The organism is Leptolyngbya iicbica LK (genome assembly GCF_004212215.1).
Classification (GTDB): Bacteria; Cyanobacteriota; Cyanobacteriia; order Phormidesmidales; family Phormidesmidaceae; genus Halomicronema; species Halomicronema iicbica.
Window position 1 is genome coordinate 152,461 of sequence record NZ_QVFV01000007.1, and the last position, 23,747, is coordinate 176,207.

Annotated in this window: 20 protein-coding genes; 13 read left to right on the top strand and 7 right to left on the bottom strand. The window is 54.5% G+C overall.

Annotation, left to right across the window (positions count from 1 at the left end; translation table 11 throughout):
- Positions 1–227 precede the first annotated feature (227 nt).
- From DYY88_RS20490 to DYY88_RS24555, 3 genes are all read left to right on the top strand, one after another.
- Positions 228–425 carry a hypothetical protein gene (locus DYY88_RS20490; RefSeq protein WP_039727219.1) on the top strand — a complete coding sequence of 66 codons (198 nt, stop codon included), beginning with the start codon at positions 228–230 and terminating at the stop codon, positions 423–425.
- 156 nt (positions 426–581) lie between these two features.
- A complete protein-coding gene (gene clpP, locus DYY88_RS20495) occupies positions 582–1,187 on the top strand; it encodes an ATP-dependent Clp endopeptidase proteolytic subunit ClpP (protein ID WP_039729942.1) in 606 nt (201 codons plus the stop codon).
- Between the two features lie 669 nt (positions 1,188–1,856).
- Entirely contained in the window at positions 1,857–2,561 is a 705-nt protein-coding gene (locus DYY88_RS24555) for a PEP-CTERM sorting domain-containing protein (RefSeq protein WP_201279010.1), read from the top strand.
- A gap of 164 nt (positions 2,562–2,725) precedes the next feature.
- Here DYY88_RS24555 and guaA read toward each other — a convergent pair whose 3' ends face one another.
- Together guaA and cbiD are read right to left on the bottom strand one after the other, a co-directional pair.
- The gene (gene guaA / locus DYY88_RS20505; protein WP_039727222.1) at positions 2,726–4,339 is read right to left on the bottom strand and encodes a glutamine-hydrolyzing GMP synthase; all 1,614 of its coding nucleotides are present in this window, start codon (positions 4,337–4,339) and stop codon (positions 2,726–2,728) included.
- 206 nt (positions 4,340–4,545) lie between these two features.
- Entirely contained in the window at positions 4,546–5,694 is a 1,149-nt protein-coding gene (gene cbiD / locus DYY88_RS20510) for a cobalt-precorrin-5B (C(1))-methyltransferase CbiD (RefSeq protein ID WP_039727223.1), read from the bottom strand.
- A 92-nt stretch (positions 5,695–5,786) separates the two neighbouring features.
- Between cbiD and moaA the strand changes: the two genes are divergently transcribed.
- Positions 5,787–6,773: a GTP 3',8-cyclase MoaA gene (gene moaA / locus DYY88_RS20515; protein WP_039727224.1), complete on the top strand. Its 987-nt coding sequence runs from the start codon at positions 5,787–5,789 to the stop codon at positions 6,771–6,773.
- Positions 6,774–7,209: 436 nt separating this feature from the next.
- Here the strand turns inward: moaA and mnmE are convergent, their stop codons facing one another.
- The 4 genes from mnmE to DYY88_RS20535 all read right to left on the bottom strand — a co-directional run bounded on the left by mnmE (position 7,210) and on the right by DYY88_RS20535 (position 10,297).
- A complete protein-coding gene (gene mnmE / locus DYY88_RS20520) occupies positions 7,210–8,595 on the bottom strand; it encodes a tRNA uridine-5-carboxymethylaminomethyl(34) synthesis GTPase MnmE (protein ID WP_039727225.1) in 1,386 nt (461 codons plus the stop codon).
- A gap of 155 nt (positions 8,596–8,750) precedes the next feature.
- On the bottom strand, positions 8,751–9,083 hold the full coding sequence (locus DYY88_RS20525; RefSeq protein ID WP_039727227.1) for a type II toxin-antitoxin system PemK/MazF family toxin: 333 nt from the start codon (positions 9,081–9,083) through the stop codon (positions 8,751–8,753).
- The gene (locus tag DYY88_RS20530; RefSeq protein ID WP_039727229.1) at positions 9,080–9,295 is read right to left on the bottom strand and encodes a hypothetical protein; all 216 of its coding nucleotides are present in this window, start codon (positions 9,293–9,295) and stop codon (positions 9,080–9,082) included. The genes DYY88_RS20525 and DYY88_RS20530 overlap by 4 nt, the downstream gene beginning before the upstream one ends.
- Before the next feature lie 75 nt (positions 9,296–9,370).
- On the bottom strand, positions 9,371–10,297 hold the full coding sequence (locus tag DYY88_RS20535; RefSeq protein WP_039729943.1) for an ABC transporter ATP-binding protein: 927 nt from the start codon (positions 10,295–10,297) through the stop codon (positions 9,371–9,373).
- Between the two features lie 251 nt (positions 10,298–10,548).
- On the opposite strand from DYY88_RS20535, the gene DYY88_RS20540 reads away from it, so the two are divergent.
- On the top strand, positions 10,549–12,378 hold the full coding sequence (locus tag DYY88_RS20540) for a PAS domain S-box protein (RefSeq protein ID WP_052288448.1): 1,830 nt from the start codon (positions 10,549–10,551) through the stop codon (positions 12,376–12,378).
- Between the two features lie 9 nt (positions 12,379–12,387).
- Positions 12,388–14,493, top strand: a complete 2,106-nt coding sequence (locus tag DYY88_RS20545) for an EAL domain-containing response regulator (RefSeq protein ID WP_039727230.1) — start codon at positions 12,388–12,390, stop codon at positions 14,491–14,493.
- Positions 14,494–14,678: 185 nt separating this feature from the next.
- Here the strand turns inward: DYY88_RS20545 and DYY88_RS20550 are convergent, their stop codons facing one another.
- Complete coding sequence (locus DYY88_RS20550; protein WP_039727231.1) at positions 14,679–15,044, bottom strand: hypothetical protein; 366 nt, start codon at positions 15,042–15,044, stop codon at positions 14,679–14,681.
- 146 nt (positions 15,045–15,190) lie between these two features.
- Here DYY88_RS20550 and map point away from each other — a divergent pair, with 146 nt between their 5' ends.
- The 7 genes from map (at position 15,191) to DYY88_RS20580 (ending at position 23,736) form a co-directional block, all read left to right on the top strand.
- Positions 15,191–15,985, top strand: coding sequence for a type I methionyl aminopeptidase (gene map, locus DYY88_RS20555; RefSeq protein ID WP_039727233.1), 795 nt, complete (start codon positions 15,191–15,193; stop codon positions 15,983–15,985).
- A 239-nt stretch (positions 15,986–16,224) separates the two neighbouring features.
- Positions 16,225–16,644, top strand: coding sequence for a RusA family crossover junction endodeoxyribonuclease (locus tag DYY88_RS20560; RefSeq protein WP_039727240.1), 420 nt, complete (start codon positions 16,225–16,227; stop codon positions 16,642–16,644).
- Between the two features lie 187 nt (positions 16,645–16,831).
- A complete protein-coding gene (locus DYY88_RS20565; protein WP_052288449.1) occupies positions 16,832–18,250 on the top strand; it encodes an extracellular solute-binding protein in 1,419 nt (472 codons plus the stop codon).
- Entirely contained in the window at positions 18,250–21,153 is a 2,904-nt protein-coding gene (locus tag DYY88_RS20570) for an EAL domain-containing protein (RefSeq protein WP_039727245.1), read from the top strand. Before DYY88_RS20565 ends, DYY88_RS20570 begins: the two co-directional genes overlap by 1 nt.
- Positions 21,134–21,271, top strand: coding sequence for a hypothetical protein (locus tag DYY88_RS24330; RefSeq protein ID WP_160299561.1), 138 nt, complete (start codon positions 21,134–21,136; stop codon positions 21,269–21,271). Before DYY88_RS20570 ends, DYY88_RS24330 begins: the two co-directional genes overlap by 20 nt.
- 115 nt (positions 21,272–21,386) lie before the next feature.
- A complete protein-coding gene (gene trxA / locus DYY88_RS20575) occupies positions 21,387–21,719 on the top strand; it encodes a thioredoxin (protein ID WP_039727247.1) in 333 nt (110 codons plus the stop codon).
- A gap of 415 nt (positions 21,720–22,134) precedes the next feature.
- Positions 22,135–23,736: a mechanosensitive ion channel family protein gene (locus DYY88_RS20580; protein WP_044151243.1), complete on the top strand. Its 1,602-nt coding sequence runs from the start codon at positions 22,135–22,137 to the stop codon at positions 23,734–23,736.
- Positions 23,737–23,747: the final 11 nt, after the last annotated feature.

The window sequence follows — 23,747 nt, forward strand, 5'->3', positions numbered from 1 at the left end:
CCCAAAGGCTTGATGTTGGCCGCTCTAGGGCTCAGATCGCGGATGAGGGCCTGGGCCGACCAAATCAATATGGCACATTGCTATCGAAAAAATGCTGGAGCAGCGCTGCGCAGCGATCTGGTCAACTGGGTGGCGCGATCTCCGCACCTGCCGGGTGTAAGAACCGGATTGCTTGGGGGCACACATCTGTTTACAGTTCTTAATCATAAAGTCAGTGGTTAAGTACGATGGCAAAAAAGATTCAAGCGAGCGCTCAAGCGAGATGGCGCAAGACTCTGCTAAAAGGAACGCTGTGGCTGTCGTCCGAATTAGTATTGGGCCTGATTGGCATGGATACGGTGGCCGACTATGGAGAGTTTTTAACAAAGCCGCAAGTGGCTGACCATATCAATCAGGCGATCGCGGCCATTACCACGGTAATGTGATTGGCCTGATGATGAGCTGTGATCGCCTCGGCATCGACAGTCACCCCTACAATGTTGCCAATTGCTCAAAATTGCATCGGCTGGCCGGGAATCTGACCCGCGACCGCCCTAACAAATCGGTAGAATCATAGAAAGCAGTAGATGGAATTGACGTCGATGATCCCAACCGTTATTGAACAGTCTGGCCGTGGTGAGCGCGCCTTTGACATTTATTCTCGTCTGTTGCGAGAGCGCATCGTCTTTTTGGGCCAAGAAGTCACCGCCGACTCGGCGAACTTGATCGTGGCGCAAATGCTGTTTCTGGAAGCTGAAGACCCGGAGAAAGATATCTACCTCTACATCAATTCTCCCGGCGGGTCAGTGTCAGCGGGACTCGGGATTTTTGACACGATGAATCACATTCGTCCCGATGTTTGCACCATCTGCGTTGGTTTGGCGGCCAGCATGGGGGCGTTTTTGCTCACCGCTGGCAAAAAGGGCAAGCGCATGAGCTTACCTAACTCTCGCATTATGATTCACCAACCGTTGGGCGGTGCCCAGGGCCAGGCGACCGATATTGAGATTCAAGCCAAAGAAATTCTTTATCTCAAAGATTTGCTGAATAAGGCGTTGGCTGAAAATACGGGGCAACCCCTCGATAAGATTGCTGCGGATACCGAGCGCGATTTCTTTATGTCGCCCCACGAGGCGATGGAATATGGTCTGATCGACCAGGTGATCGATCGCCATTCCGTCGGTAGCCGTCCCACTCCAGTCTCTTAGGTTGGAAGATTGAAGGGCTTAAATTAGGGATAAAGTGCTCATGATCAAAACGCTGGAATGCTGCAAAGCCTCCAGCGTTTTTGTTGTTTAAATATAAGCCTCTCAGTTAGCTCAGTGTCGTTATACCGCGTCTGTAATTTGAGTAGGCCGTTATTGTAAGTGCGCTGAGATCAGCCTGAGAGCCCAAATGTAATGACTTTAAGGCAGCAGTCGTTCTATCCGTTGAGACTCTTCGTGCCTCAGTTTTCCTATGCTTAAAGTAGTGGAAAATTCATGCTGCGCGGTGCTCAGGTGGCATCGTTTTGCCTTCGCAGACAGAATGCCAACGTGCTCATTCTATTAGGGCAGAGAAATTCCGGAGAACCCTGAGCGTTGCTCCGAAATTTAACGGTCTACAGCCATGTGAAGTTGGTAAAACTGTTGGCAATAGTCCATGTTTCCGCTGAAACCACGCACAGAAAACTTTTGCACCCTCTAAAAAGAATGAATGAGTATCAGTATTCATAACTAAAGACTGACTGATTTAAGCAATCGTTTTACCTCTATTAAAAGTCACTTCACTTGGGAGAAGAGAATTGTTAACTTTGCATCAATAATCAGCTGACTTATCACTAAAGGATGAGGGGACCAGGCAAAGATAAGGATGTCACAGATTCAGCGTTTAAAGATATGAAATCATCCCTTACTGGCTTAACTCTAGGCGTCGCGCTCACCGCTGGTTTAGTAATGGCGGGTTCGCAGTCAGCAGAAGCTGCCAGTGTAAAAGCGACCGTCACAGCAGATAACTTTTATGGATTGTTTTATGGCAACGAAGATGGCAGCATCCTGAACTTTGTAGGGCGTAACGAAACAGGCGGTTCTGGTGCTCCAGGTCGGTATAACTGGTCTCTGCCCGAAACCTGGAACTTTGAGGTGAACAATAACGATTATTTGTATTTAGTAACTTGGGACGATGCTTCTGTCGCTGAAGCCTGGATTGGCGAGTTTGAAGTCGATGGTGAGAAACTCCTGTCGAGCGCAGAAGACTGGGAATATATCTTCAACGAAGATAACCCGTTTACTCGCGCTGGCAACCCAGTGCCTGAGGCCGATGAACTCGGAACAGCCATTAGTGCCGGGGGTTGGCAAGACGGTACCACAGTTGGGAAGAATGGTATTCGGCCCTGGAATACCATTGCCGGAATCGATAGTGATGCAGACTGGCTTAAGACTGCTGAGCGGGGGGCTGACATGTACACTATTTTCCGGACTAAGGTCTCTTTGACTGAGACTGCGGGCGTCGCTGATGTCCCTGAACCCGCATCTATGTTGGGTTTGCTGGCGGTTGGTGCGGTCGGTGCGGGGAGCGTGCTGAAGAAGAAAGCATCAGCTTAAATTTTTGAGCTAGATAGTCACGCGAAAGCCCCAGGTTTTGGCCTGGGGCTTTTTAATTGCGCCTTTGGGAGAGGTTAATCGCTAACTGGGTGATTCCTAAACCTCGTCTGACGGCATTGATCAATTCCTTGACTGATGCCTCAAAAGGAGCTCCCAATCAGCTTCTATTCCCACTCGATAGTGCCAGGGGGCTTAGAGGTGATGTCATACACCACTCGATTGACGCCTTTCACCTCGTTGACGATGCGGTTGGAGATCGCTTCGAGCAGGTCGTAAGGAGCACGGGACCAGTCCGCTGTCATGCCATCTTCGCTGGAGACACAGCGCAGCACGATGGGATAAGCGTAAGTGCGCTGGTCGCCCATGACGCCGACGCTGCGCACCGGCAGCAGCACGGCAAACGCCTGCCAAAAATCGTGGTACATGCCGCGAATCCGAATTTCTTCGCGCACGATGTAGTCGGCATCGCGCAGGATATTCAGCTTCTCGGCGGTGACTTCGCCTAGAATGCGAATCGCCAAACCTGGTCCAGGGAAGGGATGACGACGCACGATCTCTTCGGGTAAGCCAAGCGATCGCCCTAACTTTCGCACTTCATCTTTGAATAGTTTGCGGAGCGGTTCGACCAGCTTGAATTGCAGGTCTTTGGGCAGGCCGCCGACGTTATGGTGGCTCTTGATTTTCACCGCGACACGCTCACCTGTTTTGGGATCGACGTTCGTGTCGGCGGACTCAATCACGTCGGGGTACAGCGTACCTTGGGCTAAGTAATCGAAAGGACCAAGACGGCGTGATTCTTCTTCGAACACGCGGATAAATTCGTGGCCGATGCGCTTACGTTTTACCTCGGGATCGGTGACCCCTTCGACCTTGGCCAGGAAGCGATCGCGGGCATTCACATAGCTCACGTGAATGTGGAATTCCTCTTCAAAGAGCTTGACCAGACGTTCGGGTTCCCCTTTGCGCATGAACCCTTGATCGATAAACATGCAGGTGAGTTTGTCGCCGATCGCTTTGTTCAGCAAAAACGCCAGCGTGGAAGAATCAACCCCGCCGGAGAGGGCCAGCAACACCCGGCGATCGCCGACTTTAGCCCGCACCTCGCGCACGGCCTCTTCGATAAAGGCTTCCGTCGTCCAGGTGGGCTGGCAATCGCAAATGTGGTAAACGAAATTGCGAATCAGCGCTTGGCCCCCGATGGAGTGGACCACTTCGGGGTGAAACTGCACGCCGTAAAACTTGCGCTGGTGGTCGGCGATCGCTGCACTGGGCGTATTTTCTGTGTGAGCCAGCACCTCAAAGCCAGCGGGCATTTGAGTCACCGAGTCGCCGTGGCTCATCCACATCGTGGAACCATCTTCCACATTTGTGAGCAAATCAGTCGGGTCGTCGATCAACAGGGACGCCTTGCCGTATTCGGCCCGGGTTGCCCGCTCAACCTGACCGCCGAGTTGCTGCACCATGAGCTGCATGCCGTAACAGACGCCCAGTACGGGAATGCCCAAGTTCCAGATTTCGGGATCACAGTGGGGAGCCCCTTGGTCATATACCGAATTGGGGCCACCCGACAAAATAATGCCCTGGGGATTGAGCTGCTTGAGCTGTTCCGCCGTGGTGCGATAGGACAAAACTTCGGAATAAACTTCAGTTTCGCGAATGCGACGGGCGATCAGTTCGGAATATTGAGAGCCAAAATCAAGAATTACCAACATCTGCCGATTGAGGGCAGTGGTGCTGGGCTCGGCAGGGGTCGTGGGAGTGTGAGTTTGGGAAGTCACGGCAGCAATCCTGTGGTTAAAAACGACAACAATGGCAACTTGGAGGACGCACCTCTCAAGCACCGACAACGACTAACACAACTGGACTAGAGGTAAAAAATTATCGTTAACGCTGATCTTTAGAAGTTGCACCGAATGATAGCGGGTCTCATCCGGTCTCAATCATTCAGCCGCAGAATGTGTAACTGGCTTCAAAAAAGTTATTCCTAACAGCTTACCAAAAGAGCTTGCAGGAGTGTGGTGGCTCGATCGCTCTGGGCCACGATTTCTCGCTGGCGATCAAAGACGGCGGCTCCCACCGTGATGGAACGATCGGCGTTGGCCTGGATGTAGGCGATCGCCCGTTGATCAATCCGTTCTACGAGAGGCTGATAAATGCGCTGCACCCAGTCTTGCGATTGAGCTTGATCCAGTTGCCGCAGGTGAGTCAATCCAGCTTCTACCGTTGCAGCGGCGAGCAATTGCTGGACGTCGGCGGTGGGTAGTCCTTGGGCGGCAGCGATCGCACTCAAAATTTCCTGGCGACCGTCGGCGACATAATGATGGGTGTGGAAAATGCCCCCCGCCAGTTTGATTAGCTTGCCGTGATAGCCCAACAGCAAAATGCCCTGGACGCCGCATAGCGCCGCTTCGATCAATAGCGGGCCAAGCCAGTTGCCCGTTTTGACCCGTCGCTCGGCGGCAATGCCCAACGTCAGCGCCCGCTGCAAGCCATTTTCCCCCACGCAAAAGACGAGTGTATCGAACTGCTGGGCCTGCTCTCGCACATTTTGGCGAAAGGCTTCGAGTTGCCCCGGCGCACTGAGCGGCTCGGAAATGCCCGACGTACCCAGCAAAGACAGGCCGTCTACCACGCCAAAGGCGGCATTGGAAGTTCGCAGGGCCAGCGATCGCCCCTCGGGCAAAATAATCGTCACCTGGAGCGATTTGTCCGGGGGGAGCAGCGGCTCTAGATTTGCCTGCATCACCTGCTGAGCATAGGCATAGATCGCGGGGCGATCGCCCTGATTTTCCAGTTTTCCTACCCCCTCGCCGCCCTCAAGGCGAATGCGATCGGGCTGCCGTGCCGAACCCCAACTCACCACGGCCCAGATAGGGGTGTGGCGTGTCAAATCGAGATTGTCGCCAGGATCACTGCGGGTAATGGCCAGGGCTGATCCATCGGGCAACTGCGCCACTTGCTCGACGGGAATGCTGGCAGTGCGTTCTGGGTTAATCAAATTCACCTCGACAGTATCTAGCGTCTGGTCGGGGGCGATCAACTTCTGCAAGGCCGCGATCGCACTGGCACAGGCAAACACGGGCAAGGTGTATCCGGCTCTGGGGTCTGGCGATAGATTCGTATCGGGCAGCATACTTTGACAATCAAAATGTTGCTAAAGTATAGGGCGATCGCGCTCTGAGTGCGATCGCAAGTCTCGTGTATTGTCCGTCGGATTGCCTGGTTATGAACCCTATCGACTATCTCCGCATCAGTCTGATCGATCGCTGCAACTTTCAGTGTCAGTACTGTATGCCGGAGGGGGCAGACCTCACGTATGTCCTCCAGCAAGATTGGCTCACCCGAGACGAATTGCGCACCTTGCTGCAACACGTGTTTATCCCCGTCGGTTTCACCCGCTTTCGCCTGACTGGGGGCGAGCCATTGCTGCGACCCGACGTGGTGGAAATTGTCGGCGATATCGCCCAGTTGCCCCAAACCCAGGATCTGGCCATGACCACTAACGCCTTCCTCCTGGCTCAAAAGGCCGAGGCGTTGTGGCAAGCCGGACTGCGCCGCATCAACATTAGCCTGGATTCCCTCGACCCCGACACCTTTCAAACCATTATTGGGGGACGGGGCAAATCGCGCTGGCATGAGGTTTGGGCGGGCATTCAAGCGGCTCACCGCGTCGGCTTTGCGCCGCTGAAGCTCAATGTCGTGGTGATTCCAGGCGTCAACGATGGCGAAATTTTGGATCTGGCGGCGCTAACGCTGGAGCGGGAGTGGCATGTTCGGTTTATCGAATTCATGCCCATCGGGAACGGCGACCTGTTTGCCCATCGCGGGTGGATTCCGTCGGAGGAACTGCGGCAGCGGATTCGCGATCGCTGGGGCCTGGTGGAAAGTCGCGTGCGGGGCAATGGCCCAGCGGATGTTTTTCAGATTCCTGGAGCGCAGGGCACGCTGGGCTTCATTAGCCAAATGTCGGAGTGCTTTTGCGATCGCTGCAACCGGATGCGGCTCTCGGCAGATGGCTGGCTGCGCCCCTGTCTGCTGAACGAAACCGGGCAAATCAACTTGCGGGAACAGTTGCGCAGCGGCGTCCCCCTGGCCGATATCCGCGCCCAAGTGGCCGAATTGGTGGGGGCGAAACCCGACATCAATTTCAAAATGCGAGAATCGGGCACTACCGGGGCCTACAGCCGCACTATGTCGCAAATTGGCGGGTAATACCAGTTCTGCGAACTTATGGCAGCATATCCAGTTGGCTTAGAGCTTCTGCTGACCAGCTATTTGTCTAGCAAGAGTCTGGTCAAGATTTGAATCGCAAGGCTTTTGCTCATGACTGACAGGGGTTGGTAAGGCGAAGATGTCGACTCCGTTAGGTTGTGGCGACTGGGGGCAATTTCGATTTGCCCCCAGACCCCCATCGACCAGGACGAACTGCCGTCCTGGACCTCGCAGATTAGGTTGCGTGTGGGAGTTTACACAAACTATTGAGAGCAATCGGATAAGGCTTCTAGGTTTCTTGGTACTCCCAACTGGTTGTGAGACCTTTGTTAAATAAGCAATAGAGTGACTTTTGTGGAGAAAACAGCGCAAGGCGGCGACGACAGCAAGAGATCCCAAACCTACGGAGTTATTTCAGCATCGAGATGAACTCACCTTATTTGCCGATGCAAAAGCGGCTAAAAATTTCGTCCAGCATGGATTCGGTGATTTCTTCGCCTGTCACTTCGCCCAGGGCATGGACGGCGGCGCGGAGGTCGATTGTCCAAAAGTCGAGGGGGAGTTGATCGGCGATCGTGGTTTGCACTTGCTCTAGCGCCGCGCGAGCCCGGGTCAGGGCGGCAGCCTGACGTTGATTGATGGTGATGTCAACATTGCTGGCTTGCAGGCGATCGCCCTCCACCACCTGCAAGATCACAGTTTCGAGATCGGTAATGCCCTGGTTGAGCGCCGCTGCCGTATAGACCTGGGGCAACTCCCGGTCTGGCAAGCCGAGGGATGCTGCCGATTCGAGTAAATCTTGTTTGTTGATGACCAAAATAATGGGGCGCTCACGAATGAGTTGATAAAGCTGCTCATCAGCGGGAGTCCAGCCCTGTTGGGCATCGATAGTGAACAGCACCAAGTCAGCAGATTGCGCCGCCGATCGCGATCGCTCGATGCCCATTTTTTCGACCTGATCGCTGGCTTCGCGAATCCCGGCTGTGTCGAGCACTTGGATGGGGATGCCGCCGACCACCAGTTGCGATTCCACCACATCGCGGGTGGTGCCTGGTAAGTCGGTGACGATGGCGCGATCGCTGCGACTCCAAGCATTCAACAAACTCGACTTGCCGACATTAGGCCGTCCCACAATCGCCACCTTCAGCCCATCTCGCAACAGTTCTCCCTGGTGTGCTGTCGCCAGGATCGCCGTTACTGACTGCAACACCTGTGCCAGTTGGTCGACCACTGCGGCTTCATCCAGTGGCGGCAGGTCATCTTCAAAATCGATGCGGGCTTCGACCTCGGCCAAAATGTCGAGACAGGCCGATCGCAATTCGCGAATCGGGGTTGTGAGTTTGCCTTGTACTCCAGCCAGCGCGGTTTGGGCTGCCTGGGGCGACTGGGCTCCCACCAGTTCCGAAATGCTCTCGGCCTGGGTCAAGTCGAGCCGACCATTGAGAAAGGCGCGGAGGGTGAATTCTCCCGGTTGGGCCAATCGCGCACCCTGGGCCAAACACAGTTGCAGCACTTGCTGCACCGCCATGATGCCCCCGTGACAGTGAAATTCCACCACATCTTCGCGGGTGTAGGAACGGGGCGACGCCATTAGCAGCAGGAGGGCCTCATCCACCGTCTGCTGGGTGCGCGGATCGCGGACGTAACCATACAAAATGCGATGACTTTCCCACTGTTGTCGTCCCGGCGCGTGAAACAGCGTCTGGGCAATCGCTCCCGCTGCCGCTCCCGACAGCCGCACAATGCCCACACTGCCCTGCTGGGGCACAATCGCCGTCGCGATCGCCGCGATCGTTTCCCCCTGCACAATCTCCTGTCCCATACCCTTCTCTTGCAAACAGATTTAATCTTTCGGTTAAGCAGTAAGCGGCGGCGGTATTGAGTGATGTACGGAAAAGTAAGATCCTGATGAGTTGATTTATCTGCTTATCGATGGCATTCATCAGGGGCTCTCTCACCATTCACAGTGAAATGCGCTCAGACAGTCGCCATAGCAGCCCTGATACAAGCGCTCACACCTTGCCAGTCGCGTTCGGATAACTGACCAATTACGACTAGGTTGGCTGAGCGGGGCAAAGTCACGACGAAGCTGCGGAAAATTGACTTAACCCTTAGTCCAGCGATTTGCCAGTCTTGTAGCTCGTAATCAGTGACGCCCATGTTTTGGGTCTGCGAAGTCACTAGTCCAATAATCACATCAGGACGATGGGTGTGGTACGTAGTTGATGAAAGGACGACAGCGGGACGACGTTTAGTGCCTGTAACTCCTGGGAAGTCAACGGTTACAACGTCGCCTGGATTAATGCTCACTCAGTCATCTCCTCATCAGGAAAAACAGCTACCGCATGCTGTAAGGCATAAGCCGATAGGTCAAGTTGATCCTGCTCCGTCCAAGCATCATTGTCGTCAACAATATTTCTGCTGTCTTGAACCAAGTCATTCAGAATCAGCGTTGCCAAACGTAAACGATCCGTTGGTGACAGAATCCGAGTCACTTGGCTGTAGATTTCTTGGATAGTCATGGGTCTGCACGTGACTCATTTGCCTTAATTTTAGTGCACCGACTCAAATCGATTAGCTTAAATGTTTGGGCTCGGTTACTCCACTTCGATCGCCTCCTCAGTCTGGATAGTGCCTTGGGTGACCTCTAAATAAATGTGCTCTAGTTTGACGGGGCTACGGGAAATGGCATCGAGGGGCACCCCGTCGAACCGCGCCAGCAAATCGCGCAGTTCCAGCTCGTCGGGCACCCAGAAGGCCAGCTCTGAGCCATAGCGACGAGGCGTGAAGCCCAATTCCTGGGCGCGGGCGATCGCGGCCTCCGGTTCCTTCGTTTCCACCGTCATAATTTCGCAGGCGGGAATGCGCTGCCGCAGATCGGGCAAGGTCCCCTCAGTCAACAGCTGGCCCTGCTTAATAATGCCGATGCGTTGACACAGTCGTTCCGCCTCGTCCAATAAATGAGTCGTGAGCAAAATGGTCATGCCCTGCTCGCGACTCAGCAGCCGAATCAAGTTCCACACTTCGTGCCGGGCTTCGATATCTAGCCCGGTGGTGGGTTCGTCGAGGATCAGTAATTTGGGCGAATGGACGATCGCCACCGCCAAGCTCAACCGCCGCTGCATCCCGCCGCTCAGGTTTTCCACTGGGGTGTGGGCGCGATCGCTCAAACTCACCGCCGCCAAACAGTCTTGAATGCGGAGCGATCGCCGTCGTCGGGGCAGCCCATAAATCTTGGCAAAAAATTGGAGGTTCTCTTCGCAGGTGAGCGATCGATACAGCAAATTTTCCTGGGGCATGACGCCAATCCAAGGTTTCGTCGCGCTTCCCGCCACCTGGTTATTGACCAGCACCTGCCCCTCATCTGCCTGCAACAACCCACAAATCAGATTAATGGTGGTGGTTTTGCCGGCACCGTTTGGCCCCAATAGCCCGTAAACTTCCCCCGGCAAAATGTCTAAACTCAGATTTTGCAGCGCTTGCCGCCCCCGATAGGTTTTGCTCAAATTGCGAATCGACAGCATGGCCTGTTCCTGACTGATGAGCCGGGCGCAAAGTTGCCCATTAGAGAAAAAGGCTATCACGCTCAGCTCGTGCTGACTGGTGGGGGCGGCTGCATTCAGACCCGTGGTAGCCCCCAACTGTCGGCTTTTTCACTCGGGCTGGCCAGTCGCTAATGTCCGTGGAATCACGATGATGAGTCGCCATCCACTAGGCGGACGCTGATCGATTCGGGCATCCTTAAACCAGATCATCCAAGGAGTGTCCTGCCGTGATGCTTGCCCTTTTGCCCAATACTGCGAGCTATATCCCCCATGGGCATTGTTACCTGTGGCAAACACCGTTGGTAACGCTGCATGTCGCTGCGGATAGCTTGATTGCGATCGCCTACTTTTCCATTCCCCTTCTGCTGATTTACTTTATCCGGCAGCGCCGTGATCTACCTTTTCCGGGAATTTTTTGGCTGTTCAGCGGCTTTATTGTGTCCTGCGGCATTACCCATCTGTTTGCCATCTGGACGCTCTGGCACCCCACCTATTGGCTGTCGGGTGCCGCCAAAGCATTTACCGCTTGGATTTCCATCACGACCGCGATTTGGCTTCTACCATCGCTGCGTAAGGCGCTGGCCCTGCCTAGCCTGACCGAAATGCGTAACCTCAACGAAAACCTGCGACAAGAAATCGACGATCGCAAGCAGATCGAAATTGCCCTAAAAAAGAGCGAACTCAAGTTTCGCGGCATTTTTGACCAGATGTATCAATTCATCGGGCTGCTGACTCCCGAGGGCATCTTGCTAGAGGCGAATCGTGCGGCCCTCGAATTTGGCGGTACCGAGATCGAGGCGGTGCGGGGTAAACCGTTTTGGGAGATTGTCTGGTGGCAAATCTCGCCTCAAACTCAAGCAAGATTACGGGAGGCGATCGCCCAAGCGGCCCAGGGCGAGTTTGTGCGCTACGAAGTGGAAGTGCAAGGCGCTAACGGCGCTGTGATTACGATCGACTTTTCGCTGCGGCCCGTGTTGGATGAGGCGGGACAAGTCGTGTTGCTGATTCCTGAGGGGCGGGATATTAGCGATCGCATCCAAGCCGAAAAGGCCCTGCAACTGCAAGCCGTGATTACTCGCAACATGGCCGAAGGCATCTGTTTAGTGCGGGCCGACAACGGCATCATCGTCTACGCCAACCCCAAATTTGAACGGATGTTTGGCTACGATTCCGGTGAGCTGAATGGGCAACCCGTCGCCGTTGTGAATCATCCCGATGCGGCGATGTCTCCAGAGGTCGTCATGGGCTCAATTCGAGATCTGGTGTTGGCGAAAAAAGAAGCCACCTATGAGGTTTACAACATCAAAAAAGATGGCACCCCGGTGTGGTGTGAAGCGACCACCGCCGTGTTTGACCATCCGGACTATGGCACTGTGCTGGTGGCGGTGCAACAGGATATTAGCGATCGTAAAACCGCTGAAGCTCAAGCCCAAATCAAAGCCTCTTTAGAAGAAAAGGAACTCCTACTTAAGGAAATCTACCATCGTGTCAAAAACAACCTACAGGTTATCTTTAGCCTACTTAATTTACAGGCCAATAATTTAGACGATGCCCATGCCAAGGCGGCCCTGCGGGAGAGTCAGAATCGCATTATTGCCATGTCACTGGTTCACGAAAAACTCTATCAATCGAGTGATTTAGCTCATATCGAGCTCTCTGACTATGTGACCAGTTTGGCCAAAAGTCTGCTCGAAACCTATCGCTTTGAAGTCAGTAAAGTTTCTCTTGACATTAAGATTGCTCACTGTTGTCTAGACATTGAGACCGCAATTCCTTGCGGCTTAATCCTCAACGAGCTCATTACCAATTCACTAAAATATGCGTATCCCCAGGGCCAACCCGGGATCTTGTCCATTGAGTCAAAGAGTTCGGATGCCCGACGCATTGTCCTGACGATTAGAGATAACGGGATTGGTTTATCCCCGGGCTTTGATCTACAACAGATATCTTCTTTGGGCCTCCAACTGGTCAGGAATTTAGCTAAGCAGCTGCGCGGTGAAATTCAGATTGTTCCCTCCTCTCTCGGCACCGAATTTGAGCTCTCTTTTCCACAACCATAAGGGTGACCCATGCCACGCTGTACTGTTCTTGTCGTCGAAGACGAAGTCGTCATTGCGATGGATTTGCAGGCGACCTTAATCAAGCTGGGTTATGACGTGCCAACGATCGCCACCTCAGGAGAAGACGCCATTCACCAAGCGATCGCCCTGCAGCCGGATATTGTCTTGATGGATATTCACCTGGGTCAGGGGCTCGACGGTATTGATGCCGCCCAGCAGATTGTCGAGACGTTAGAGATTCCCATCGTGTATCTCACCGCCTACGCCGACGAAGCGACCCTCACGAGAGCCCGCACCACCCTGCCGTTTGGTTATGTGCTCAAACCCTTTGAGCCGAGGGAACTCAAAGCTAATTTAGAAATCGCCTTCCACAAACACCAGTTTGATCAACTGCTCAAAGACAATCAGCAATGGTTGTTAGGGGTTCTCACCAGTATCAGCGAAGGGGTGGCAGCGACCGATGCCGAGGGGTTGATTAAGTTTCTCAATCCCGTGGCGGAAGCATTGACGGGCTGGTCAGAGGCTGAGGCAATCGGGAAGTCCCCCGAAGAAGTCTTACGCCTGGTGCATGAATTTTCCCAAGAATTAGTGGAAAATCCGGTGATGCAGGCGCTAAAACGGGGCACGATAGTCAACGCCGATACCAGCATGTTTCTCGCCAATCGCGCTGGCGACACGATCCCTGTGATTCCCAGTACTGGACCGATTCAGACGTCACAAGGCCAGATTCAAGGCGCTGTGGTGGTGTTTCGCGATATGAGCGAACAGCATCAGCTACAGGCGCAGTTAGAACATAATGCCATGCACGATTCGCTAACCCAGTTGCCCAATCGAGCCTTATTATTCGATCGCCTGCAACTAGCCATTGAGCGGGCCCAGCGATCGCCGACCTTCGGCTTTGCGGTCATGCTGTTAGACATTGATCGTTTTAAGTTTATCAACGACACCTTTGGCCATACGGTGGGCGATCAAGTCTTGGTGGCGGTGGCGCCCCGCCTGCTAGAGCAACTGCGATCGGTCGATACGGTGGCCCGGCTGGGCGGCGACGAGTTTGCCATTTTGCTCGAAGATGTGACCGACCCTAATGTCGCCTTAAAAACGGCTCAGCGCATTATTCACACGATTAGTCAACCGCTGCCGCTCACCGCTCATACCTTGCAAGTTACCAGCAGTCTCGGCATTGTGTTAAGCACGCCGACTTACACGAATGCGTCTGATTTGTTGCGCGATGCCGATATCGCGATGTACCAGGCTAAAGCGAGCGGCGGTAACGGTTGCGAGTTGTTTGACAGCAGCATTCATCACCAGGCCAAAGACCGTATCCAGCAGGAGCAAGAACTGAGACGGGCGATCGCCCAGGCCGATTTTCAGGTTTACTATCAGCCCATTGTGGACTTAGCGACGCGCCAACTTGTGTCCGCTGAGGCCCTGATTCGCTGGCAAAAACCAGGCAGTGGCCTGGTGCCCCCGGATGAGTTCATTCCCCTCGCTGAAGAATTGGGACTCATTGCGCCGATTGATCAGTGGGTGTTGCAAACCGCCAGTCGCCAACTGCAAGCCTGGCAACAGTTACAACCTGAAAATGCGCCGCCGCTCAAAATCAGCATCAATCTGTCGAGCCAGCAAATCAACCAAAATGCCTCTCTGAATGAGTTAGAGACTGTGTTGCAGACGCTCGGCAGCGTTCGCCAGCATCTCCGGCTTGAAGTCACAGAAAGCGTGTTCATTAAAAATATCGATCGCGCTACCGAACTCTTTCAGCGCTTTCAAGCCTGGGGGATGCAAATTTGTCTGGATGACTTTGGCACGGGGTATTCATCCCTCAGCTATTTGCATCGTTTGCCCATTGATGGGGTGAAAATTGATCGGTCTTTTGTCGCTGGCATGGATAGCGACCCCAACAAACTGGCAATCGTGCGGGCGATCGTGGGGCTGTGCCACACGCTCAACAAAGCCGTTATTGCCGAGGGCATCGAAAACCATGCCCAACGCCGCTTGCTCATGGATCTGGGTTGCCAACAGGGCCAAGGTTATTTGTTTGCGCCACCGCTCCCGGCCGATCAGATCCCCGCGTGGTTAGACACCGATCCGGCGACGGCGACCCATCGCGATTAGGAGATCTCTGAAAAAGCAATTACCTGCAAGAAGGTGCAGCGTCGGTTGCGTTGACGTCAGGGAACCCAACAGCATCAAGGATTCCAGCCGGTTGGTCTCGTTCCTCGATACTCACCGACGATGGGAAATTGATTTCTAGAGAACGCTTTAAAGCGCCTCAAGATTCAAACCCAGCGGGCTGACAACTATGTTTTTGACGGGCCCGCTTTGGTTGTGGTTACCTCAAAGGAAATTGAAGCGGAGCGCTTGGCTGGACTCGATGACAGTGGCGGAGCTAACCGCGGCGGAGCCGACAGTGGCGCATCGGTCGGGGTGGGAGGCGTTGGGCGGGTTGGTGGGACAAGAGGATCGCCAGGGACGGTAGCCGCCGTCTTGGGGGTGGTCAGGGATTGCCAAGCTTTGTAGTTAGAGGCGATCGCCAATCCCAAGCCGCCCAAAACCAGCCACGGCAACGAAAGCTCGGGCGTCCCAAACCAGCTTTGCTGACTCAGCCAGTCATAGCCCCGTGACGTGATGAAGAGCAAAATGCAGCACAGCAACCAAAGAGCCATAAACGCGATCGCTACTCAAACCCACTCTGACAACAGAAGGGTAGCGAATTCCGCCCGGTTGTCAAGAGCCGCCACCCTGCCCAATTTGACCGGGCAACGTTACAGTAGAAAACGAATGTCGTTGTCCAAACACCCAAAGAATCACTGTGGAACAGCAAGAGGTCATTACGCTGCTATCGCGTCGGGAAATTGAAAAAATGCGTCAGGCTGGCCGCCTCGCCGCACAACTGCTGGACTACCTAGAACCCATGGTGAAACCAGGGGTAAGCACCCAAGAATTGAATGATGCGGCTGAAGCCTGGACCCAAGAGCACGGCGCCAAGAGCGCGCCCCTTGGTTATCCTGGCGCGGTTGACCCGTTTCCCCGCTCCATCTGCACCAGCATCAACGAAGTGGTGTGTCACGGCATCCCCAGTGCGGATCAGGTGTTGCGCGATGGCGACATTATGAATATCGATGTCACGCCGATTGTGGATGGCTACCATGGCGACACCTCTCGCACCTTTTTTGTCGGCACCCCTTCCCCCCTGGCCAAAAAGCTGGTGGAGGTGACAGAGGAGTCGATGTGGCGCGGCATTCGGGCGGTAAAGCCGGGGGCACGCATCGGCGATATCGGCGCGGCCATTCAAGAATATGCGGAAGCGGAAGGCTTTTCGGTCGTTCGCGATTTTGTGGGTCACGGCGTCCATCGCATCTTCCACACTGCGCCTCAAATTCCCCACTATGGCACAGCAGGGAAAGGCAAGAAACTGCGTAAAGGCATGGTGTTCACCATTGAGCCGATGATTAACGTGGGCACCTACGAAGTCGAGGTATTGGCCGATGGCTGGACTGCCGTGACTGCCGATCGCAAACTTTCTGCCCAGTTTGAGCACACCGTCGCCGTTACCGAAACTGGCGTCGAGGTTTTGACCCAAGCTGAAAGCAAAGTACCGGCATAAACGCCTCGCAACAGTCTGTTCAGAGTCGGTTGCCTACTTTATCGGCCATGGTGAATGAGGGCTAGCTACGATCGCGACTCCTGCATCACAAACCACGTTGGCGCATAGAGGGGACGGTGCCCCTGACGGATCCACCGATCCTGTCGCATCCTGTTTAAGGGCATCGTCCCCCTGAGCGATTGCGGTTCAAGGAACGACGGCGCTGAGAGCGGCGGGGATGATCACCCGGGATTGGGGTTGTGCTGCCTTTTGATTTCGTCATTATTGGTCGACCGGTGCCCCACCGCGCGAAGGACAAAAAAGCGCTGAAACTCTGGCGCGGTCATGTGGCCGCGACGGCGCGGGCTCGTTGGGGCGATCGCCCCCCCTTAACGACAAAATTATTTCTCCAGATCACTCATTTTTACGATCAGCCCGTGGGACAACCCGACCCCGATCTCGACAGCGAGCGCACCATTAAACCCGTGTTAGACGCCCTCAATGGCGTGATTTATCAAGACGACTATCAAATTGCTGAACTGGATACGCGGCGACGTAACCTCAACGGCTCCTTTCGTGTCAAAGGCATATCGGTGGCCCTGGCTGAGGGTTTTTGCCAAGGCGACGAGTTTTTACACGTCAAAGTGGACTGTTTGAGGCATCCAGACAGCTTGCTGTAAGCCAAAGATGGCCAACAAATCTGGTAAGTGGTTGCTAAATTGGGGCTGGGCAGTTCCATCCCAGAGCTGCAAAGCGCCGCCCACCGGGAAAAACAATAAGTTTGATAAGCACAATCCAAGATCCCTGGTGTCAATGGGCATGCTAATAGGCATTCTTCTAGATCGGGATGATGCTTAGGGAAGGTTTATGAGTCGATCTTCACCGTGGTGTTTTGAGCGATCGCGCCGCCGCTTTTTACAAACTGTCCTCGCGGCGGCGGGAGCGGCCCAACTGCTCGCCAACTGTCAGCAGTCCGGTGCCCCCAAGCCTGACGATGCGATCGCGCCAGCCAACGACGCCTTTGACTGGCGTTGCTGTGAAGGACAAACGCTCCATCTGTTATTAAACAGGCATCCGTGGACGGCGGGATTACAGCCTTACTTAGCGAATTTTGAAGCCCAAACCGGCATCCAAACCAACCTCACTATCGTGCCTGAGCCGGACTACTTTCAGGTGATGGAAACGGCACTACAAGATGAGACGATTGCGATCGATGTCTTTTTCTTACCGATGGATTCCACCGCTTATCGGCTGTGGCAAGGGTCGCTGCTGCAACCGCTGACGCCTTTGCTGAACGATGTGCGACTCACTGAGCCCAGCTACAACCTGTTTGACTTTCCCGAAGGCTTTCGGCTGGCGGCTATGTATCCCCCAGAGGCGGAGTCACAGCAGCTGTTTGGCATTCCCATCACCTTTGAGTCGTACATCCTGTTTTATAACCAACAGCTGGTGAACCAGTATCTAGATGGGAGGGTGCCGCAAACGATGCCAGACCTGATTAGCGCGGCCCAAACCATCAATCAACGCGGCCAAGGCGAGGTGTTTGGGGCGGTGATGCGGGGGGTGCGCTCAGACACGATTATTGACACTGTGACGGGGCTAGTGCTGAATAGCTGGGGCAGTCCAGCCACGCCGCTGCCCTACAACGTGTGGTTCGATCGCGACTGGCAACGCCCCCGCTTTACCGACCCCAAAATTGTGGCGGGACTCACGGCCTACGCCCAGCTCATGCAGGCGGGGCCGCCCAACATTCAGGCGATTGACTGGCCGGAGGCGACGCAGTTGTTTCAAAACGGGCAGGCCGCCTTTTATATTGATGCCAGTCTGTTTGGGCCAGGGTATGAGCAACCGGATTCCGCGATCGCGGGCAACGTGGGCTATACGCGACTGCCCCGCGTGCAGTCGGCGAGTCTGACCGGGCACTGGCTGTGGGGGCTTGGCATCGCTCAGCAATCGAGCCAGCCAGAGGCTGCCTGGCTGTTTGTGCAATGGGCTACCAGCCCCCAAATGGAACCGCTCATCTCCGTCAACACTGGCGGAGCCCCGCGCTTTTCTTCTTGGATTAATGCGTCTCCTTACACGGCAGCGATGAACATTGAATACGCGCTATGTGTGCAAAAAGCAATGCAAACCTCCCGCCCCACCGCCGTTTTACATCCCCGCTGGAACGAAATTGCCCTGGCGATCGCTGACACCATTCAAGCGATTTATCAAGGTACGGACGGATCCGCCGCCGCCGCCCAACTGCAAGCCCGGGTAGAGCAACTCATCGCTCAGGAGGCTTGATGTTGGTGTCGTTGCGGTGGTTAAAGACAATTCGGTCACAACTGCTGTTTGGCTTTGGGGCGATTTTGCTGGTCAGCTTCACCAGTTCGGCGATCGGCTATCGCAGCTTGGCCCAACTGCGCAACACCAGCCAAACCCTGCTCGAACGGTCAGCGCGAGTGCGTGAGCTGAGTCTAGAACTCCAGCGCAATTTTTTGACCGCTCGGCACACCGAAGAGGTCTACCTCAACAGTTGGAAAGACCGCACCGCCCCCACCGACGCCCAAACCCTCGTATCAGAAAACCAGGCAGCCTTGAGCGCGGCCCGCGCCAATCTGGCCGAACTGACCCAGTTAGAGGGGCCAGACTCTGACCTGGCTCCTGAACTGGCATTGCTGCAATCCCTGTTTTTGAATTACGAGTCGGCCTTTAAAACCACCACGCTCCAGATTCAAACGAGCGCTCAAGACTACGCTTTGGAAGATCGCCTGCAGCAGCTATTTGCGACGATCGCCGCCACCAACAACAATGCCGATCGCGATTGGCAAACGACGCTCTGGATGATTGCCGCAAAAGAACAAGCCTATTTCAACTCGGGGGATGCTCAATATCTCACCGATGTACGCAATGAACTGGAGCAACTGGCAACCGCCTACTCACCCACTGCCGCCCCTGATCTTTCCCGCGAAGTCGAAGACTACCTGGCCGACTTAAACACCGCACTGCTGCTAGAACAGCAAATTGAAGTCAACACCATTGTCGCCGACAGCATCAACCGCGATATCGATCGCATCATTCATGAAATTGAAGCCATCACCCAGACCCGCGCTCAACAAGCCCGCCTAGAGCTGGCCAAAACCGCCCGTCAAAGCAACGCCGCCCTCCTCGCCACCGCGCTCACGGCATTGGGACTGACCGTCTGGGCCAGCCTGTGGTTGAGTAGTCGCATTTTGCGGCCCATCACCGCGCTCAAAACAGCGGCAGAACGGGTGAGTGCTGGAGATTTAAATACCCAGCTACAGCTCGCTAGCCAAGATGAGTTTGCGATCGTCGCGGCGACGTTTAACCAGATGGTGGCGCAACTCCGCCATACCCTCGTTGATCTTGAAACCCGCATTGCGGAAAGAACCGTGGCCCTGGAGACCTCGAATCAATCGCTCGAAGAAAAAACTCAGTCCTTAGAACAAACCCTCAAACAACTGCGAGATAGCGAAAATAACTACCGATCGCTCCTCGAACATTTGCAAGCGGGCGTGGTGGTGCATGACCGTGATACCCACATTGTGTTGTGCAACCAAATGGCCGCCCAACTGTTGGGCATTGCTGCCGACCAGCTGCTCGGTCGGGGGGCGTCGCACCTCGCTTGGCCTTTGATTGACGAATTGGAAGCTCCCCTGACCGTTGATCAATACCCGGTTAATCAGGTCATCAGCACCCAACAACCGCTGCACAACTATGTTGTCGGCATTCAACAAGGCGACCCTGTGCAAACTGTCTGGGTCTTGGTCAATGCGTTTCCAGTGCTGGACGACCAATTGACCCTCCAGCAGGTGGTGGTGACGTTTAGTGACATCACCGAGCGCAAGCACAACGAAGAGAAGCTGCGCCACCGCGCCCTGCATGATGTTTTGACCAACCTCCCCAATCGCACGTTGTTGGTCGAACGGCTCGAACATGCCCTGCAGCAAAACCGTCGCCAGCCAGACCAGCAGTGTGCTGTGCTGTTTATCGACCTCAACCGCTTTAAAGTCATTAACGACAGCTTGGGCCACGCGATCGGCGACCAACTGTTGATCAAAGTGGCCAAAATTTTGTTGGCACAAGTGCGCAATGTTGACACCGTGGCGCGGTTAGGCGGCGATGAATTCGTGATTTTGCTAGAGCAAGTGCAAAGTGTGCAAGAAGTCATCCACGTGGTCGAACGCATTCAAACGCAGCTGCAACGGCCCATGACGCTGCGAGGCTACACGATGTTTACCTCTGCGAGTATTGGCATTGCCCTCAGCAACAACACCTATCAACGAGGGCACGATATCTTGCGGGACGCGGATAATGCGATGTATCGGGCCAAGGCCAAAGGCGAATCGGGCTACGAAATTTTTAATCCTGAAATGCACGCTCGGGCCATGCAGCTGTTGAATTTGGAAACCGATTTGCGGCGGGCGATCGCCGACCAGGCCTTTTGTCTGCGCTATCAGCCCATTGTTGATCTCGCGTCGGGCAAGATCATCGGGTTCGAGTCGCTCGTGCGTTGGCAGCATCCCGACCGGGGCTTAGTGTCGCCCGATCAGTTCATTCCCCTGGCTGAAGAGACGGGGTTGATTATCCCGCTCAGTGAGTGGATTGTGCGGTCGGCCTGCGAACAAATGAGCCTTTGGTCCCGTGATCCTACGCTGCCAGCAGATTTCACCATGAGCGTCAATATTGCGGCGGCCTCATTTCAAAATCCGCGCTTTGTTCACGAGCTGGATCAGGCTTTGACCCAAACCCAGCTATCCCCCAGTCGCCTCAAATTAGAGGTGACGGAAAGCGTACTGCTCGAAAATATTGACAGTGTGCGAGAAACACTGGCCCAACTCAAACAACGGCAAATCGAAATCAGTCTGGATGATTTTGGCACGGGTTACTCATCCCTCAGCTATCTCAAACAACTGCCTATTGATACGCTCAAGATCGACAAATCTTTCATCGATAGCCTGACCGAAGATGGTGACGCCAGTTTAGTCGAAGCCATCATTCAAATCGCGAACTCTTTGACGATGACAGTCGTGGCTGAAGGGGTGGAAACTGCAATGCAGCGATCGCGGCTACAGCAACTCGGGTGCGGCGCCATCCAAGGGTATTTGATCAGTCCACCGATGGATGGTGCGGCGGCTGAGAACTTTATGCGCACCTTTCAACCCCATGACTGGCAGCACGGTTGAGTCGTCACCCGGCAACCCGATGCAGGGGGGGGCGATCGCGCTAAGGCACCGTGGGGCGATCGCTGAGCCACCGGGCCGGCATGATGACAATTCACCAGACCGCACGATGCATCGTTAGGGCATCGTCGGGCCTATCGACTATCTTAAGAAGGGACACAACCCGTCATGGACTGAGCGTATGATTTGGTCGTGACGCTGAGCCGACATCCGCCTTCGTTAGGAGATTCAACATCGTGGCCGCAGCAACCAAATATGTCACCTTGACCGATGCCAATTTTGAGACCGAAGTCTTGCAAAGCAATGTGCCTGTTGTGGTCGATTTTTGGGCGGCGTGGTGTGGTCCTTGCAAGCTTATGAACCCGATTATCGACAGCTTGGCCGAAGAGTTTGACGGTCAGGCGAAGCTCGCCAAGATCAACATCGACGAGTACGAAGAACTCGCGAGTCAGTATCACATCATGGGGGTGCCCACCCTCCTATTTTTCAAAGATGGCAATCTGATCGATCGCACCGAAGGCGTAATGGCGCAAGGGGCGATCGCGGAAAAAATCAACGGTCTGCTCTAATACTGTCGCTGCCCTAAACCGCCGGTCTGAGCTCGCCAGATGACAAGGGTCAACTGTCGTCACTGACTAAAAATGCGGGTGATGTGAGGCCAGACTGAGACCGGGATGACTCGCTCACCGGCTAAGCGACATCCGCTAGGGGCAGCGCTATGAATCAATCGGTCAGGGGACGGTTCCCTTGATCCGTTCCTGACTGCATCGGCTGAGCCGACAGGGCATCGTCCCCTGGCCCTTTGCAGATCGCCCTTTGCAGAGCGGGGGACGGTGTGATCGTGGTAATGGCTGTTGCCCTGCCAAGGGTTAGGCCAGCAACTTGTCAACATTTTTAAAAATGCAGATGGCTTGTCATGATGTTGACGGTGTGAATTAACCGACACCACTCGGGGTTGGAAATCTAGGAGGTTGCGAGAGCGCAATGGGGGAACGAAGACCGTCACGCCAACAGCCGCGGCGAGGGCTGCTGAACCGTTGGCGACTGCTCTGGGCAGGGCTGATGGCGCTGGTATTAGGCATCAGCATCATCGGCAGTGTCATGGCCCAACCCTTAGTGCTAAATAGTGCCCCCATCGTGCTAGATGGGCGGCCACTGTTTGAGGTTGCTCCTGCGAATCAGATGACGGCTGATGAGCGGGCTGAACAAATTAGCGGTGATTTAGAAGACTTGCTTGAGGAGGATGATGGGCTCAACGTGAGCACTGAAGTCCGCAATAAAGCGCCTGTCATTTTGATCGATGGGTCTTACCTCATGACGGTGACCCAAAATGATGCGGACTTGAATGATGCGGACTCTCCCGAGGAGCTGGCTCCGGTCTGGGCGGAACAACTTGATCAAGAGCTCGAAATCGCCCAAACCGAGCGGAGTAACGCGGTCTTACAGCGCCGCCTGGTGTATTCTTTGGGGTTAATTGCCCTGACGTTGCTGGCCCATCGCCTGATTGGTTATCTGTGGCGGCGATCGCTGCGCCCCCTGTTAGAAAACCTGGCCACCTCTCGAGATGACGGGCAAGCGCCCCCGGCTGGGTTTAACTTACTCATGTCACTCTTGCTCAGCCTGATTCGCTTTGGCCTCTGGCTGGGCGTGATTAATTACATCACGCTGCTGTTTCCGCTGACCCGCCGCTGGAGCTATTTTTTTCAGCGGCAAGTCCTTGAGGGCCTGCTGGCTCCCAATTTTCAGTTGGGACAGACTGAGATTTCCATCTTTAGCCTGTTTGTGCTGATTGGCATTTTGCTCGGCATTGTGGTGGTATCGGGCATCTTTGCCAATTTTTTGCGCTCTCGGGTATTACGGCTGACGGGCATCGATCGCGGCTTACAGGCGGCGATCGCGGTCATCGCCAAATACAGCATGATTTTTGTCGGCACCGTCTTGCTGCTGCAAATTTGGGGAGTTGACCTCAGCTCTCTCGCGTTGATTGCCAGTGCCCTGGGGGTCGGTATTGGTATTGGCCTGCAAAATATCGTCAAAGACTTTGGCAGCGGTTTTATTTTGGTGTTTGAACGCCCGATTCAGGTGGGCGATTTTGTGGCCTTTGGCGAGTTTCAAGGCACGGTAGAACATATCGGCGCTCGCAGTACCGAGATCAAAACGCTGGATCAGGTGTCGATTATCGTGCCCAATTCTCGCTTTTTAGAGCAGGAAGTCATTAACTGGAGTCACCGCAACCCGGTTTCGCGCATTCGGTTGCCAGTGGGTGTGGCCTACAGTTCTGACCCCAAAGACGTCAAACAAGTCCTGATCGAAGCCAGTTATCAGCATCCCCAGGTGCTATCCAAACCGCCGCCGTTGGTCTTCTTTAAAGGATTTGGCGATAGTTCCCTCGATTTTGAACTGTTGGTTTGGATTGCTGACCCACCGAAGCAGTTAGTGATTAAGAGCGATCTATATTTCTCGATCGAGGCGGCCCTACGTCAACACAATATCGAAATTCCCTTTCCTCAGCGCGACTTGCACATCCGCAGTGAACAGCTGCCCGTGGAGGTGCTCAAACAGTTGCGGCCTGGCGATCGCTTATAGTCCAGCTTGGT